This window comes from Stenotrophomonas sp. SAU14A_NAIMI4_8, assembly GCF_003086695.1.
GTDB lineage: Bacteria > Pseudomonadota > Gammaproteobacteria > Xanthomonadales > Xanthomonadaceae > Stenotrophomonas.
The window spans coordinates 940,151-953,009 of sequence record NZ_CP025999.1 but is presented as its reverse complement, the minus strand read 5'-3'; the positions used below and the strand labels follow the sequence as shown (position 1 = coordinate 953,009).

General features: G+C 61.8%; 22 protein-coding genes. All 22 read right to left on the bottom strand.

All coding sequences use genetic code 11. The annotated features are described in order from the left end of the window. Window positions 1–6: 6 nt before the first annotated feature. Window positions 7–198, bottom strand: coding sequence for a 50S ribosomal protein L30 (gene rpmD, locus C1930_RS04245; RefSeq protein ID WP_004145412.1), 192 nt, complete (start codon window positions 196–198; stop codon window positions 7–9). Continuing rightward, window positions 191–733 (bottom strand): 30S ribosomal protein S5, encoded by a 543-nt coding sequence (gene rpsE, locus C1930_RS04240; RefSeq protein WP_053448882.1) that lies wholly within the window; start codon window positions 731–733, stop codon window positions 191–193. The genes rpmD and rpsE overlap by 8 nt, the downstream gene beginning before the upstream one ends. Window positions 734–893: 160 nt before the next feature. After that, complete coding sequence (rplR, locus tag C1930_RS04235; RefSeq protein WP_093817438.1) at window positions 894–1,247, bottom strand: 50S ribosomal protein L18; 354 nt, start codon at window positions 1,245–1,247, stop codon at window positions 894–896. 56 nt (window positions 1,248–1,303) lie between these two features. After that, on the bottom strand, window positions 1,304–1,828 hold the full coding sequence (gene rplF / locus C1930_RS04230; protein WP_108748661.1) for a 50S ribosomal protein L6: 525 nt from the start codon (window positions 1,826–1,828) through the stop codon (window positions 1,304–1,306). A gap of 18 nt (window positions 1,829–1,846) precedes the next feature. Further along, window positions 1,847–2,245 carry a 30S ribosomal protein S8 gene (rpsH, locus tag C1930_RS04225; RefSeq protein WP_005408210.1) on the bottom strand — a complete coding sequence of 133 codons (399 nt, stop codon included), beginning with the start codon at window positions 2,243–2,245 and terminating at the stop codon, window positions 1,847–1,849. A gap of 259 nt (window positions 2,246–2,504) precedes the next feature. Next, window positions 2,505–2,810: a 30S ribosomal protein S14 gene (gene rpsN / locus C1930_RS04215; protein WP_108748659.1), complete on the bottom strand. Its 306-nt coding sequence runs from the start codon at window positions 2,808–2,810 to the stop codon at window positions 2,505–2,507. 18 nt (window positions 2,811–2,828) lie between these two features. Further along, entirely contained in the window at window positions 2,829–3,371 is a 543-nt protein-coding gene (gene rplE / locus C1930_RS04210; RefSeq protein WP_004145361.1) for a 50S ribosomal protein L5, read from the bottom strand. Window positions 3,372–3,382: 11 nt separating this feature from the next. Beyond that, entirely contained in the window at window positions 3,383–3,700 is a 318-nt protein-coding gene (gene rplX, locus C1930_RS04205) for a 50S ribosomal protein L24 (RefSeq protein ID WP_108748658.1), read from the bottom strand. 16 nt (window positions 3,701–3,716) lie between these two features. Next, window positions 3,717–4,085 (bottom strand): 50S ribosomal protein L14, encoded by a 369-nt coding sequence (rplN, locus tag C1930_RS04200; RefSeq protein ID WP_010483978.1) that lies wholly within the window; start codon window positions 4,083–4,085, stop codon window positions 3,717–3,719. A 12-nt stretch (window positions 4,086–4,097) separates the two neighbouring features. Beyond that, window positions 4,098–4,367 carry a 30S ribosomal protein S17 gene (gene rpsQ, locus C1930_RS04195; RefSeq protein ID WP_004145355.1) on the bottom strand — a complete coding sequence of 90 codons (270 nt, stop codon included), beginning with the start codon at window positions 4,365–4,367 and terminating at the stop codon, window positions 4,098–4,100. An 11-nt stretch (window positions 4,368–4,378) separates the two neighbouring features. Continuing rightward, window positions 4,379–4,564, bottom strand: a complete 186-nt coding sequence (gene rpmC / locus C1930_RS04190; protein ID WP_004154487.1) for a 50S ribosomal protein L29 — start codon at window positions 4,562–4,564, stop codon at window positions 4,379–4,381. After that, window positions 4,564–4,977 (bottom strand): 50S ribosomal protein L16, encoded by a 414-nt coding sequence (gene rplP, locus C1930_RS04185; protein ID WP_025879305.1) that lies wholly within the window; start codon window positions 4,975–4,977, stop codon window positions 4,564–4,566. The genes rpmC and rplP overlap by 1 nt, the downstream gene beginning before the upstream one ends. A gap of 5 nt (window positions 4,978–4,982) precedes the next feature. Continuing rightward, the gene (gene rpsC, locus C1930_RS04180; RefSeq protein WP_005415414.1) at window positions 4,983–5,717 is read right to left on the bottom strand and encodes a 30S ribosomal protein S3; all 735 of its coding nucleotides are present in this window, start codon (window positions 5,715–5,717) and stop codon (window positions 4,983–4,985) included. Window positions 5,718–5,735: 18 nt separating this feature from the next. Next, window positions 5,736–6,071: a 50S ribosomal protein L22 gene (rplV, locus tag C1930_RS04175; protein ID WP_080375339.1), complete on the bottom strand. Its 336-nt coding sequence runs from the start codon at window positions 6,069–6,071 to the stop codon at window positions 5,736–5,738. Between the two features lie 12 nt (window positions 6,072–6,083). Continuing rightward, window positions 6,084–6,353, bottom strand: coding sequence for a 30S ribosomal protein S19 (rpsS, locus tag C1930_RS04170; RefSeq protein ID WP_005415413.1), 270 nt, complete (start codon window positions 6,351–6,353; stop codon window positions 6,084–6,086). Window positions 6,354–6,359: 6 nt separating this feature from the next. After that, window positions 6,360–7,187 carry a 50S ribosomal protein L2 gene (gene rplB / locus C1930_RS04165; RefSeq protein WP_108748657.1) on the bottom strand — a complete coding sequence of 276 codons (828 nt, stop codon included), beginning with the start codon at window positions 7,185–7,187 and terminating at the stop codon, window positions 6,360–6,362. Window positions 7,188–7,197: 10 nt separating this feature from the next. Continuing rightward, the gene (gene rplW, locus C1930_RS04160) at window positions 7,198–7,497 is read right to left on the bottom strand and encodes a 50S ribosomal protein L23 (RefSeq protein ID WP_049470489.1); all 300 of its coding nucleotides are present in this window, start codon (window positions 7,495–7,497) and stop codon (window positions 7,198–7,200) included. Continuing rightward, window positions 7,494–8,099: a 50S ribosomal protein L4 gene (rplD, locus tag C1930_RS04155; protein ID WP_102944279.1), complete on the bottom strand. Its 606-nt coding sequence runs from the start codon at window positions 8,097–8,099 to the stop codon at window positions 7,494–7,496. Before rplD ends, rplW begins: the two co-directional genes overlap by 4 nt. Before the next feature lie 12 nt (window positions 8,100–8,111). After that, a complete protein-coding gene (rplC, locus tag C1930_RS04150; RefSeq protein ID WP_004145336.1) occupies window positions 8,112–8,762 on the bottom strand; it encodes a 50S ribosomal protein L3 in 651 nt (216 codons plus the stop codon). A gap of 11 nt (window positions 8,763–8,773) precedes the next feature. Next, window positions 8,774–9,085, bottom strand: a complete 312-nt coding sequence (gene rpsJ / locus C1930_RS04145; protein WP_005408208.1) for a 30S ribosomal protein S10 — start codon at window positions 9,083–9,085, stop codon at window positions 8,774–8,776. Between the two features lie 332 nt (window positions 9,086–9,417). Then, a complete protein-coding gene (tuf, locus tag C1930_RS04140) occupies window positions 9,418–10,608 on the bottom strand; it encodes an elongation factor Tu (RefSeq protein WP_108752270.1) in 1,191 nt (396 codons plus the stop codon). 51 nt (window positions 10,609–10,659) lie between these two features. Next, a complete protein-coding gene (fusA, locus tag C1930_RS04135; protein ID WP_108752272.1) occupies window positions 10,660–12,801 on the bottom strand; it encodes an elongation factor G in 2,142 nt (713 codons plus the stop codon). Window positions 12,802–12,859: the final 58 nt, after the last annotated feature.

The following is a 12,859-nucleotide window of genomic DNA, read 5'->3' as shown; positions in this document are numbered from 1 at the left end:
GATCGATTACTCCTCAACCTTGACGAGGTAGTGAACGGTGTTGATCAGACCGCGAACCTGCGGGCTGTCCTTCAGTTCACGCACATCGTTGAGCTTGTTCAGACCCAGAGCACGCACCGACAGGCGGTGACGCGACTGAGCACCACGCAGGCCGCGCACCAGGCGCACCTTCACAGTCTTGTTGGACTCATTAGCCATGGTTGAGTTCCTCCACCTTCTTGCCGCGCTTGGCCGCGATGCGAGCCGGCGACTGCGCTGCAGTCAGGCCCTTCACGGTGGCACGCACCAGGTTGATCGGGTTGCGCGAACCGGTGGCCTTGGCCAGCACGTTCTTCACGCCCACCGCTTCCAGCACAGCGCGCATGGCACCGCCGGCGATGACGCCCGTACCTTCCGAAGCCGGCTGCATGAACACGCGTGCAGCGCCGTGGCCATCCTTGATGGTGTGCCACAGGGTGCCGTTGTTCAGGTCAACGCTGACCAGGTTCTTGCGAGCCTGTTCCATCGACTTCTGGATGGCGACCGGCACTTCGCGCGCCTTGCCATAGCCGAAACCGACCTTGCCTTCGCCGTCGCCGACCACGGTCAGGGCGGTGAAGGTGAACTGGCGACCGCCCTTGACGGTCTTGCTGACGCGGTTGACCGCGACCAGCTTTTCGATCATGCCGTCGTCGACTTTCTCTTCGCGGTTGCGGTCGCGATCGCGACCCCGCTGCTGACGTTCTTCTGCCATCTTGATTCCTTGGTTGTTTGGGTATGTACGGCTCGGGGCCGCTTATGGTTGTGGAGTACCGCGTTGTTCCGGTGGGCCGCTGCAGAAGAACGGCGCCGTCCAGCCTCGCTCAGGCTGGCGAGCAGGCGGGCAGGAGACGAACGCCCCCTGCCCTGACCTTTTAGAACTGCAGGCCGGCTTCGCGGGCGGCGTCAGCCAGGGCCTTGATGCGGCCGTGGTAACGGTAACCCGAACGATCGAAGGCAACCTTCTCGATGCCAGCGGCCTTGGCGCGCTCGGCAACGATGCGGCCAACCTTGGCAGCGGCGTCGGCGTTCTTGCCGTTCTTCAGGCCGTCCTTGACGTCGGCCTGGGTGGTGTTGGCAGCAGCCAGCACCTTGGAGCCGTCGGCGGTGAAGACCTGTGCGTACAGGTGCTGGCCGGTGCGCAGCACCGACAGACGGGCCACACCCAGCTCGCGGATGTGAGCACGGGTCGACTTGGCGCGACGCAGGCGGGCGATGTTCTTGTTCATGATGTGTTTTCCTTGAAAGCTGAAGGTCAGGCTTTTCCCTGGTGAGGGACTCGCGCTTAGGCCTTCTTGGCTTCCTTACGGATGATGACTTCGTCGGAGTACTTCACGCCCTTGCCCTTGTACGGTTCCGGCTTGCGGAACGCACGGATCTTGGCGGCAACTTCACCAACGACCTGCTTGTCGGCGCCCTGGACCAGGATCTCGGTCTGGGTCGGGGTGGTGATGGTGATGCCTTCCGGAGCAACGAACACCACCGGGTGCGAGAAACCGAGCGACAGGCTCAGGTCCTTGCCCTGCATGGCAGCACGGTAACCCACGCCGACCAGCTCCAGCTTGCGCTCGAAGCCTTCGGAAACACCCTTGACCATGTTGGACAGGATGGCGCGGACGGTACCGGTCAGCGGGATCAGATCCGCATTCTCGGTGCTCAGGGTGGCAACGCCGTTCTCGACGTTGATGGCAATGCCGGCCGGCTTCGGCAGCGACAGGGTGCCCTTCGGGCCCTTGACGGTGACGGATTCGGACTGGACGTTCAGTTCAACCTTACCCAGGTCGACGGGCTTCTTGGCTACGCGGGACATATTCTTACTCCTCTCGCCTTAGGCCACGAAGCACAGGACTTCGCCGCCGACGCCCAGCTGGCGCGCCTGCGCATCAGTCATGATGCCCTTGGAGGTGGAAATGATGGAGATACCCAGGCCGTTCATGACCTTCGGCAGTTCGCTCTTGCCGCGGTACTGGCGCAGGCCCGAACGCGAGAAGCGCTTCAGGGTCGCGATGACCGGCTTGCCTTCGAAATACTTCAGCACGATTTCCAGCTCGGACTTGTTGTTTTCCAGCTGGGTCACGCGCAGGTCGGTGATGTAACCCTCGTCCTTCAGGACCTGGGCGATCGCAACCTTGATCTTGGACGACGGGGCTTTCACCGTCTGCTTGCCAACCGCGGCCGCATTCTTGATGCGGACCAGCAGGTCGGCGATGGGATCAGTCATGCTCATATGAGTACCTTTGAGTGCACCGATATCCGCTTTCGCGAAAATCTGTTGTCTCCTGGAAACGGGCCAGGTCCCTTCTTGCGGCAGGCCAATGGCCTACCCCTACAACCCCGCTCGCGCAGGGCAAGACGCGGGAGTATACGCCAAAAGAGCCCGACTTGCGCCGGGCTCTTCGGGTTTTTTTGCTTGGGCAAGCCTGAATGCCTGCCCTGACCTGTTCAGGAACCCCCGGAGGGGTTCCTGGTCGCAGGACCGGCTGGGATTACCAGCTGGCCTTGCGCAGGCCCGGCACGTCGCCGCGCATGGTGGCTTCACGCAGCTTGTTGCGGCCCAGGCCGAACTTGCTGTAGACGCCACGCGGACGGCCCGACAGCTCGCAACGGTTGCGCTGGCGGCTCGGCGACGAATCGCGCGGCAGCTTGGCCAGCTTGGTTGCGGCTTCGATCTTCTCTTCGTAGCTCGACTCCAGCGAGGAGACGATCTTCTTCAGAGCGGCACGCTTGTCGGCGTACTTCTTGGCCAGCTTTTCCCGCTTGATGTCGCGGTTGACCATGGAGGTCTTTGCCATTTCGGTATCCTCGACGAATCAGTTACGGAACGGGAACTTGAACGCTGCCAGCAGCGCCTTCGCTTCCGCGTCGGTCTTCGCAGTGGTGGTGATGGCGATATCCATGCCGCGGATCGCGTCGACAGCGTCGAAGTCGATTTCCGGGAAGATGATCTGTTCCTTCACACCCATGTTGAAGTTGCCGCGACCGTCGAAGGAACGACCGGAAACACCACGGAAGTCGCGCACGCGCGGCAGCGAGATGTTGATCAGGCGATCCAGGAACTCGTACATCTTGTGGCGACGCAGCGTGGTCTTGCAGCCAATCGGCCAACCATCACGGATCTTGAACGACGCAACCGAGATACGCGACTTGGTGACAACCGGCTTCTGGCCGGAAATCTTGGTCATGTCGCCGACGGCGTTTTCCAGGATCTTCTTGTTGGTGGCCGCTTCGCCGACACCCATGTTCAGGGTGACCTTGACCAGCTTCGGCACTTCCATCGGATTGGTGTAGCCGAACTGCTTCATCAGCGCCGGCACCACTTCTTCCTTGTAAAACTTTTCGAGACGGGAAGTCATCTTCACATTCCTCAGGCGTCGAGCGCCTCACCGCTGGAGCGGAACACACGCAGTTTGCGTCCATCCTCCAGCACCTTGAAGCCAACGCGTTCGCCCTTGCCCGAAGCCGGGTTCAGCACATTCACGTTGGAGATATGGATCGACGCTTCACGCTCGACCACGCCGCCGGCAACGCCTGCCTGCGGATTCGGCTTGGTGTGGCGCTTGACGATGTTCACGTTGGCAACGACCACGCGGTCGCCGTCGACGCGAAGCACTTCGCCACGCTCGCCCTTGTCCTTGCCGGCATTGACGACAACCTGGTCGCCCTTCTTGATACGGTTAGCCATGATTATCTCCTGTCGCTCACAGCACTTCGGGAGCGAGCGAGACGATCTTCATGAACTTCTCCGAACGAAGTTCACGGGTCACCGGCCCGAAGATACGGGTACCGATCGGCTCCTGCTTGTTGTTCAGCAGAACGGCAGCGTTGCCGTCGAAGCGGATCAGCGAGCCGTCAGCGCGACGCACACCCTTGCGGGTACGCACCACGACGGCGTCATACACTTCACCCTTCTTGACCTTGCCGCGCGGAATCGCATCCTTCACGGTGACCTTGATGATGTCGCCGATACCGGCGTAACGGCGCTTGGAACCACCCAGCACCTTGAAGCACATCACCTGCTTGGCACCCGAATTGTCCGCGACGTCAAGGTAGCTCTGCATCTGGATCATGATTCAGACTCCTTATTCAGCCGCACGCGTGATGACTTCCACCACGCGCCAGTTCTTGGTCTTGGACATCGGAGCAATCTCGGTCACGCGGACGACATCGCCTTCCTTGCAGGCGTTGTCGGCATCGTGGGCGTGCAGCTTCGTCGAGCGCTTGATGTACTTGCCGTACAGCGCGTGCTTGACCTGACGCTCAACCAGGACGGTAACCGTCTTGTCCATCTTGTTGCTGACGACACGGCCTTCGACCGTGCGCAGCGCCTTGTTTTCAGTATTGTCGCTCATAGCGGCCATCCTTACTTCGTGCTGCCGAGCAGGGTCTTGACGCGAGCAATCTCGCGACGGACCCGGCGGATGTCGTGGGTCTTCGGCAGCTGGCCGGTGACCTGCTGCATACGGACAGAGAACTGTTCCTTACGCAGGTCGATCAGGTGGGCCTTGAGTTCGTCAGCCGACTTTTCACGGAGAGTTTTGATATCCATCAGCGCACCGTCCGGGTCACGAAAGTGGTGGTGACCGAGAGCTTGGCGGCTGCCAGGCGGAATGCCTCGCGTGCCACTTCTTCGGTAACACCCTCGATTTCATAGATCATGCGGCCGGGCTGGATCTGGGCCACCCAGTATTCCACGTTGCCCTTACCCGAACCCATTCGAACTTCGATGGGCTTCTTGGTGATGGGCTTGTCGGGGAACACACGGATCCACATCTTGCCGCCGCGCTTGACGTAGCGGCTGATCGAGCGGCGGGCCGCTTCGATCTGGCGCGCGGTCAGCTGACCGTGGGCGGTTGCTTTCAGACCGTACTCGCCGAAGCTGACAGCGTTGGCGCTCCAGCTCAGGCCTTCGTTACGGCCCTTGTGTACCTTGCGGTACTTGGTTCGCTTGGGTTGCAACATTGTCGTTACCTCGCTTCACGAGCCGGGCGCTGACGGTCACCGCGGTCGCCGCGATCGTGACGATCGTTGCGCGACGGGGTGTCGTCCTGCTTTTCCTGGCCAACCTGGGAGAAATCGAAGACTTCGCCCTTGTAGATCCAGACCTTGATGCCGATGATGCCGTAGGTCGTCTTGGCTTCAGCGAAGCCATAGTCGATGTCGGCACGCAGGGTGTGCAGCGGCACGCGGCCTTCGCGGTACCACTCCGAACGGGCGATTTCTGCACCGTTGAGGCGGCCGCCGACGTTGACCTTGATGCCCAGGGCACCCAGGCGCATCGCGTTGCCGACCGAGCGCTTCATTGCGCGGCGGAACATGATGCGACGCTCCAGCTGCTGGGCGATCGACTCGGCAACGAGCTGCGCGTCCAGTTCCGGCTTGCGCACTTCGGTGACGTTGATGTGCGCCGGGACGCCCATCATCTCGCTCACTTCCTTGCGCAGCTTCTCGATGTCCTCACCGCGCTTGCCGATCACCACGCCCGGACGGGCGGTGTGGATCGTCACGCGAGCGGTCTTGGCCGGACGCTCGATCAGGATCTTGCTGATGCCGGCCTGAGCCAGCTTCTTGCGCAGCATGTCGCGCACTTTCAGGTCGGCTGCCAGGTAACCAGCGAACTCGGCCTTGTTGGCGTACCACTTGGAGTTCCAGTCCTTGGAAATACCCAGGCGGATACCAATCGGATGAACTTTATGACCCATGGTCTTTTCCTTATCCGCTTACTTGCCGGCGCCCACAACCACAGTGATGTGGCTGGTGCGCTTGAGGATGCGGGTACCGCGGCCTTTCGCCCGCGCCATGAAACGCTTCAGGGTCGGACCTTCATCAACCATGATGGTCTGAACCTTCAGCTCGTCGACGTCGGCGCCCTGGTTGTTCTCGGCGTTTGCAATAGCCGACTCCACCACCTTCTTGATCAGGTGGGCAGCCTTCTTGTCCGAGAACTTCAGCAGGTTGACCGCACGCTCGGCCGGCAGACCGCGCACCTGGTCAGCGACCAGACGAGCCTTCTGCGGGGAGATGCGCGCAGTGCGCAGGATGGCTTTCGCTTCCATTGTCATCTCTCCTTACTTGCCCGACTTCTTGTCACCACCGTGACCCTTGAAGGTCCGGGTGATGGCAAATTCGCCGAGCTTGTGGCCGACCATGTTCTCGTTGACGAGAACCGGGATGTGGTTCTTGCCGTTATGCACGGCAATGGTGATGCCTACCATGTCAGGCAGGATCATCGAACGGCGCGACCAGGTCTTGATCGGCTTCTTGCTGCCCGCAGCGGCCTCCACCTTCTTGACGAGGTGGTGATCGACGAACGGGCCCTTCTTGAGTGAACGTGCCATGGTCGATTAGCCCCTACGATCGCGGACGATGAACTGCTGAGTGCGCTTGTTATGGCGCGTCTTGTAACCCTTGGTCGGAACACCCCACGGGGTGACCGGGTGCGGGTTACCCTGGCCGGCCTTCGCCTCACCACCACCGTGCGGGTGGTCAACCGGGTTCATGGCAGCACCACGAACGGTCGGGCGGACGCCGCGCCAACGCTTGGCACCGGCCTTGCCCAGCTTTTCCAGGCTGTGCTCGTCGTTGCCGACTTCACCGATGGTGGCGCAGCACTCGACCGGAACCTTACGCATTTCACCCGAGCGCAGGCGCAGGGTGGCGTAGATGCCTTCGCGGGCAACCAGCTGCACGGCCGCACCAGCGGCGCGGGCGATCTGAGCGCCCTTGCCGGGCTTCAGTTCGATGCAGTGGATGGTGGTACCGACCGGGATGTTGCGCAGCGGCAGGGTGTTGCCAGCCTTGATCGGGGCGTCCGAACCAGCGATCACCTGATCACCAGCCTTCAGGCCCTTCGGGGCGATGATGTAGCGGCGCTCACCGTCGACGTAGCACAGCAGGGCGATGTGGGCGGTGCGGTTCGGATCGTATTCGATGCGTTCCACGCGCGCCGGGATGCCCAGCTTGTTGCGCTTGAAGTCGATGATGCGGTAGTGCTGCTTGTGGCCACCACCGACGTGACGCACGGTGATGCGGCCGTGGTGGTTACGACCACCCGAGCGGCTCTGCGACTCGACCAGTGCGGCGTGCGGAGCACCCTTGTGCAGGTCGGGAGTAACCACGCGCACGGCCGAACGGCGGCCGGGAGAAGTGGGCTTGAATTTCATCAATGGCATGGGATGTACCTCAGGCCTTGGCCGTTACATCGATCGACTGGCCGTCGGCCAGGCGAACGTACGCCTTGCGCCAATCGCCGCGGCGGCCAGCACGGTTACGGAAGGACTTGTTCTTGCCCTTGACGTTGACCACGTTGACGGCTTCGACCTTGACGTCGAACAGCTGCTCAACCGCGGCCTTTACATCGGCCTTGGTGGCTTCGTTCGAAATTTCGAAGACATACTGGTTGGAGAGTTCCTGCAGGCGCGCGGTCTTTTCGGAGACACGCGGGGCACGCAGCACGCTGAAGATTTTTTCGTTGCTGTTCATGCCAGCCACTCCTCGACCTTCTTGACCGCGTCAGCGGTGATGACGACCGTGTCGGCACCAACCAGGGACACCGGGTCCAGACCCTGCACGTCACGCACTTCCACGTAGGGAACGTTGCGGGCCGACAGGTACAGGTGCTCGGAGGCTTCCTCGGTGACGATCAGCGGGCGCTTGCCCACTTCCAGGCCGGCCAGCTTGGCGATCAGACCCTTCGTGCTGGTCGCTTCGACGTCGAAGGACTCCACGATGGTCAGACGGCCCTGACGGTTCAGCTCGGACAGGATCGCGCACATGGCGGCACGGTACTGCTTACGATTGACCTTCTGCTCGAAGCTGCGCGGCTTGGCCGCGAAGGTGACACCGCCGCCGACGAAGATCGGAGCCGTCAGTGCGCCATGACGCGCGCCGCCGCCCTTTTGCTTCTTCGACTTCTTGGTGGTACCAGCCACTTCGGAGCGAGTCTTCTGTGCCTTGGTGCCGGCGCGACCGGCGTTGCGGTAAGCAACGACGACCTGGTGGACCAGATCTTCGCTGAAATCGCGACCGAACACGGCGTCGGAGACCGAGACCTTGTTGTTGCTACCCGTGATAACGAGTTCCATCGTCATCTCTCCTTATGCCTTGCTCGCCGGACGGACGATCACGTCGCCACCCGCCGCGCCCGGAACGGCGCCGCGAACTGCGATCAGACCGCGCTCGACGTCGACCTTGACCACTTCCAGGTTCTGGGTGCTCTGCTGCACCGCGCCCATGTGGCCCGACATCTTCTTGCCCGGGAAAACGCGACCCGGGGTCTGGCGCTGACCCAGCGAACCCGGCGCGCGATGCGACAGCGAGTTACCGTGGGTTGCATCGCCCATACGGAAGTTGTGGCGCTTGATGGTGCCCTGGAAACCCTTACCCTTGGTGACACCCTGGACGTCGACGATCTGGCCGACTTCGAAGATGTCCGCCTTGACTTCGCCGCCAACGGCGAAATCGCCGAGCTGCGCGTCTTCAACGCGGAATTCCCACAGGCCACGACCCGCTTCCACCTTCGCCTTGGCGAAGTGGCCGGCTTCCGGCTTGTTGACCAGGGCAGCGCGACGCGCGCCGACGGTCACCTGCACGGCGCTGTAGCCGTCGGTTTCGACGGTCTTGATCTGCGCGATGCGGTTGGGGGTTGCTTCGATCAGGGTCACCGGGATGGAGCGGCCATCTTCAGTGAACACGCGGCTCATGCCAGCCTTGCGGCCCACGAAGCCCAACGAATACTTCTTCGTCATGGTCGTAGTCCTCAGGTCAGCTTGATCTGAACGTCGACGCCGGCAGCCAGTTCGAGCTTCATCAGCGCGTCCACGGTCTTGTCATTCGGGTCAACGATATCGAGCACGCGCTTGTGCGTGCGGGTCTCGTACTGGTCACGCGCGTCCTTGTCGACGTGCGGGGAAACGAGGACGGTGTAACGCTCGATCTTGGTCGGCAGCGGGATCGGGCCACGCACTTGCGCGCCGGTCCGCTTGGCCGTTTCAACGATCTCGCTGGCCGAACGGTCGATCAGACGATGATCGAACGCTTTCAGCCGGATCCGGATCTTTTGGTCCGCCATGGCGGTAGGTTCCTTCGTTAAAAGAGCGACAGACAAAGCCTCTGGGTTGCTTTGTCCCGTGAAATCCCTGAATACAGACGGCCCGCACTCCTGCAGGCCGACAAGGTCAATCCATAGACCCCAAAAACGTAGGCAGGCCAGTTTCCCGGTCTGCCCAGACGTGGAAGCATAATGGCACGCAAGGCAGCTGTCAACAGTTGCCTGTTGACGCCGCCTGAATGGCATTGACCGTTCCTGGTCCGGGGAACACAAGGCACATCCTGTGCCTGCTTTCCCATTTGATACGCCCCGATGCCCTACCCAGGCAACATCGGGGCGCAGATACTACCAGATTACGCGATGATCTTCGAGACCACGCCGGCGCCGACGGTACGGCCGCCTTCGCGGATGGCGAAGCGCAGGCCTTCGTCCATTGCCACCGGGTTGATCAGCTCGACAACCATCTTCACGTTGTCGCCCGGCATCACCATCTCGACGCCTTCCGGCAGGTTGGCCTTACCGGTGATGTCGGTGGTACGGAAGTAGAACTGCGGGCGGTAGCCGTTGAAGAACGGGGTGTGACGGCCGCCTTCGTCCTTCGACAGCACGTACACTTCGCCTTCGAAGGTGGTGTGCGGCTTGATGGTGCCCGGCTTGGCCAGAACCTGGCCGCGCTCGACGTCGTCACGCTTGGTGCCGCGCAGCAGCAGACCGGCGTTGTCGCCTGCCTGGCCCTGGTCCAGCAGCTTGCGGAACATTTCGACGCCGGTCACGGTGGTCTTCTGAACCGGACGGATACCGACGATTTCGATTTCTTCGCCGACCTTGATCACGCCGCGCTCGATACGACCGGTCACCACGGTGCCGCGGCCCGAGATCGAGAACACGTCTTCCACCGGCATCAGGAACGGCTTGTCGACTGCACGCTCCGGCTCCGGAATCCAGGTGTCCAGCGCGTCGACCAGCTTGATGATCGCCGGCACGCCGATGTCGCTCTGGTCGCCTTCCAGCGCCAGACGAGCCGAACCCGAGATGATCGGGGTATCGTCGCCCGGGAACTCGTACTTGCTCAGCAGTTCGCGGACTTCCATTTCGACCAGTTCCAGCAGCTCGGCATCGTCAACCATGTCGGCCTTGTTCAGGAACACGACGATGTACGGCACGCCGACCTGACGCGACAGCAGGATGTGCTCGCGGGTCTGCGGCATCGGGCCGTCAGCGGCCGAGCACACCAGGATCGCGCCGTCCATCTGGGCGGCACCGGTGATCATGTTCTTGACGTAGTCAGCGTGGCCCGGGCAATCGACGTGGGCGTAGTGACGGGTGGTGGATTCGTATTCGACGTGCGCGGTCGAGATCGTGATACCACGAGCCTTCTCTTCCGGAGCGGCGTCGATTGCCGAGTAATCCTTGAATTCGCCACCGAAGCGCTCGGCACCGATCTTGGTCAGTGCAGCGGTCAGCGTGGTCTTGCCATGGTCGACGTGACCGATGGTGCCGACGTTGACGTGCGGCTTGGTGCGCTCGAACTTACCCTTTGCCATTGTTGTTTACCTTGATTTTGAAAGTGGTTTTCAGGAGAGGCTGAGCGAGGCTCAGCCCTTCTTCATGACGGCTTCGGCGATGTTGTTCGGCGCCGGCTCGTAATGGTCGAATTCCATGGTGAAGGTGGCGCGGCCCTGGGTCTGCGAACGCAGCGCAGTGGCGTAGCCGAACATTTCACCCAGCGGGATCATCGCGTTGATGATCGAAGCGGAGCCGTCACCGGTGGTGTCCGAACCCTGCAGCACGCCGCGACGACGGCTGACGTCGCCCATCACGTCACCCTGGTAGTCTTCCGGGGTCACGATCTCGACCTTCATGATCGGCTCCAGCAGGACCGGCTTGGCCTTGGAGAAGCCCTGCTTGAAGGCCATCGACGAGGCCAGCTTGAACGCCATTTCCGACGAGTCGACGTCGTGGTACGAGCCGAACACCAGCTTCACCTTGACGTCCACGACCGGGAAGCCAGCCAGCGGACCGCTGGTGATGGTTTCGCGCAGGCCCTTTTCGATCGACGGGATGAATTCCTTCGGAATCACACCACCGGTGATGTCGTTGATGAACAGGAAGTCGTCCTTGATCAGCGGAGCGATCTTGGCATCGGCACGGTCTTCAGCAGTGATCGGCGACAGTTCGATCACGACGTGACCGTACTGACCCTTACCACCGGACTGCTTGGCGTGCTTGTAGTCCGACTTCACGTCAGCCAGGGTGATGGTTTCGCGGTAGGCCACCTGCGGCGCGCCGACGTTGGCTTCAACGTTGAACTCGCGCTTCAGGCGGTCGACGATGATGTCCAGGTGCAGCTCGCCCATGCCCGAGATGATGGTCTGGCCGGATTCTTCGTCGGTCTTGACGCGGAACGACGGATCTTCCTGCGCCAGACGGCCCAGGGCCAGACCCATCTTTTCCTGGTCCGACTTGGTCTTCGGTTCGACGGCCATCGAGATCACCGGCTCCGGGAACGTCATGCGCTCCAGGATGATCGGCTGGTCGATCGAGCACAGGGTGTCACCAGTGGTGGTGTCCTTCAGGCCCACGGCAGCGGCGATGTCACCGGCCAGAACTTCCTTGATTTCTTCGCGGTTGTTCGAGTGCATCTGCAGGATGCGGCCGATGCGCTCCTTCTTGCCCTTCACCGAGTTCAGCACGGTGTCGCCGCCATTCAGGGTGCCCGAGTAGACACGGAAGAAGGTCAGCGCGCCGACGAACGGGTCGGTGATGATCTTGAAGGCCAGCGACGAGAACGGAGCCTTGTCGTCGGACTTGCGGGTCATGGCGACGTTTTCGTCGTCCACGTCGGTACCGGTCACGTCCGGCACGTCAACCGGCGACGGCAGCAGCTGGATCACGCCGTCCAGCATGGCCTGCACGCCCTTGTTCTTGAACGCCGAACCGCAGTACATCGGGACGATTTCGGTGGCCAGGGTACGGGTACGCAGCGCGTTGATGATTTCCGACTCGGCCAGCTCTTCGCCGCCCAGGTACTTTTCCATCAGCTCTTCGCTGGCTTCAGCCGCGGTCTCGATCATGAAGGTACGGGCTTCTTCAGCCTTTTCCTGCAGCTCGGCCGGGATGTCGCCGTACTCGAACTTCATGCCCTGCGAAGCTTCATCCCAGTGGATGGCCTTCATCTTCAGCAGGTCGACAACGCCCTTGAAGCCTTCTTCAGCACCGATCGGCAGCTGCATCGGCACGGCGACGGCGCCGAGCTTGGCCTTCAGCTGGTCACGGACCTTGTAGAAGTTGGCGCCGGTGCGGTCCATCTTGTTGACGAACGCAATGCGCGGCACCTTGTAGCGGTTGGCCTGGCGCCACACGGTTTCCGACTGCGGCTGCACGCCACCGACGGCACACAGCACGAACACCGCACCGTCGAGCACGCGCAGCGAGCGCTCCACTTCGATGGTGAAGTCGACGTGCCCGGGGGTGTCGATGATGTTGAAGCGGTGCTCCGGCAGGGACTTGTCCATGCCCTTCCAGAACGCGGTGGTGGCAGCGGACTGGATCGTGATGCCACGTTCCTGTTCCTGCTCCATCCAGTCCATGGTGGCGGCGCCGTCGTGCACTTCACCGATCTTGTGGCTCTTGCCGGTGTAGAACAGGATGCGCTCGGACGTGGTGGTCTTGCCGGCATCGATGTGGGCCATGATGCCGAAGTTACGGTAACGCTCGATGGGAGTGGAACGGGCCACGGGGAGCCTCTCAGATTTCTTGGATTTCGGATGGCCGAACGCCGCCTTGCGGCGGCCT

Bases quoted from the DNA above. Each gene is read 5' to 3' on its own strand.
- rpmD (WP_004145412.1), bottom strand. From the start codon at position 198: ATGGCTAATGAGTCCAACAAGACTGTGAAGGTGCGCCTGGTGCGCGGC.
- rpsE (WP_053448882.1), bottom strand. From the start codon at position 733: ATGGCAGAAGAACGTCAGCAGCGGGGTCGCGATCGCGACCGCAACCGC.
- rplR (WP_093817438.1), bottom strand. From the start codon at position 1,247: ATGAACAAGAACATCGCCCGCCTGCGTCGCGCCAAGTCGACCCGTGCT.
- rplF (WP_108748661.1), bottom strand. From the start codon at position 1,828: ATGTCCCGCGTAGCCAAGAAGCCCGTCGACCTGGGTAAGGTTGAACTG.
- rpsH (WP_005408210.1), bottom strand. From the start codon at position 2,245: ATGAGCATGACTGATCCCATCGCCGACCTGCTGGTCCGCATCAAGAAT.
- rpsN (WP_108748659.1), bottom strand. From the start codon at position 2,810: ATGGCAAAGACCTCCATGGTCAACCGCGACATCAAGCGGGAAAAGCTG.
- rplE (WP_004145361.1), bottom strand. From the start codon at position 3,371: ATGACTTCCCGTCTCGAAAAGTTTTACAAGGAAGAAGTGGTGCCGGCG.
- rplX (WP_108748658.1), bottom strand. From the start codon at position 3,700: ATGGCTAACCGTATCAAGAAGGGCGACCAGGTTGTCGTCAATGCCGGC.
- rplN (WP_010483978.1), bottom strand. From the start codon at position 4,085: ATGATCCAGATGCAGAGCTACCTTGACGTCGCGGACAATTCGGGTGCC.
- rpsQ (WP_004145355.1), bottom strand. From the start codon at position 4,367: ATGAGCGACAATACTGAAAACAAGGCGCTGCGCACGGTCGAAGGCCGT.
- rpmC (WP_004154487.1), bottom strand. From the start codon at position 4,564: ATGGATATCAAAACTCTCCGTGAAAAGTCGGCTGACGAACTCAAGGCC.
- rplP (WP_025879305.1), bottom strand. From the start codon at position 4,977: ATGTTGCAACCCAAGCGAACCAAGTACCGCAAGGTACACAAGGGCCGT.
- rpsC (WP_005415414.1), bottom strand. From the start codon at position 5,717: ATGGGTCATAAAGTTCATCCGATTGGTATCCGCCTGGGTATTTCCAAG.
- rplV (WP_080375339.1), bottom strand. From the start codon at position 6,071: ATGGAAGCGAAAGCCATCCTGCGCACTGCGCGCATCTCCCCGCAGAAG.
- rpsS (WP_005415413.1), bottom strand. From the start codon at position 6,353: ATGGCACGTTCACTCAAGAAGGGCCCGTTCGTCGATCACCACCTCGTC.
- rplB (WP_108748657.1), bottom strand. From the start codon at position 7,187: ATGCCATTGATGAAATTCAAGCCCACTTCTCCCGGCCGCCGTTCGGCC.
- rplW (WP_049470489.1), bottom strand. From the start codon at position 7,497: ATGAACAGCAACGAAAAAATCTTCAGCGTGCTGCGTGCCCCGCGTGTC.
- rplD (WP_102944279.1), bottom strand. From the start codon at position 8,099: ATGGAACTCGTTATCACGGGTAGCAACAACAAGGTCTCGGTCTCCGAC.
- rplC (WP_004145336.1), bottom strand. From the start codon at position 8,762: ATGACGAAGAAGTATTCGTTGGGCTTCGTGGGCCGCAAGGCTGGCATG.
- rpsJ (WP_005408208.1), bottom strand. From the start codon at position 9,085: ATGGCGGACCAAAAGATCCGGATCCGGCTGAAAGCGTTCGATCATCGT.
- tuf (WP_108752270.1), bottom strand. From the start codon at position 10,608: ATGGCAAAGGGTAAGTTCGAGCGCACCAAGCCGCACGTCAACGTCGGC.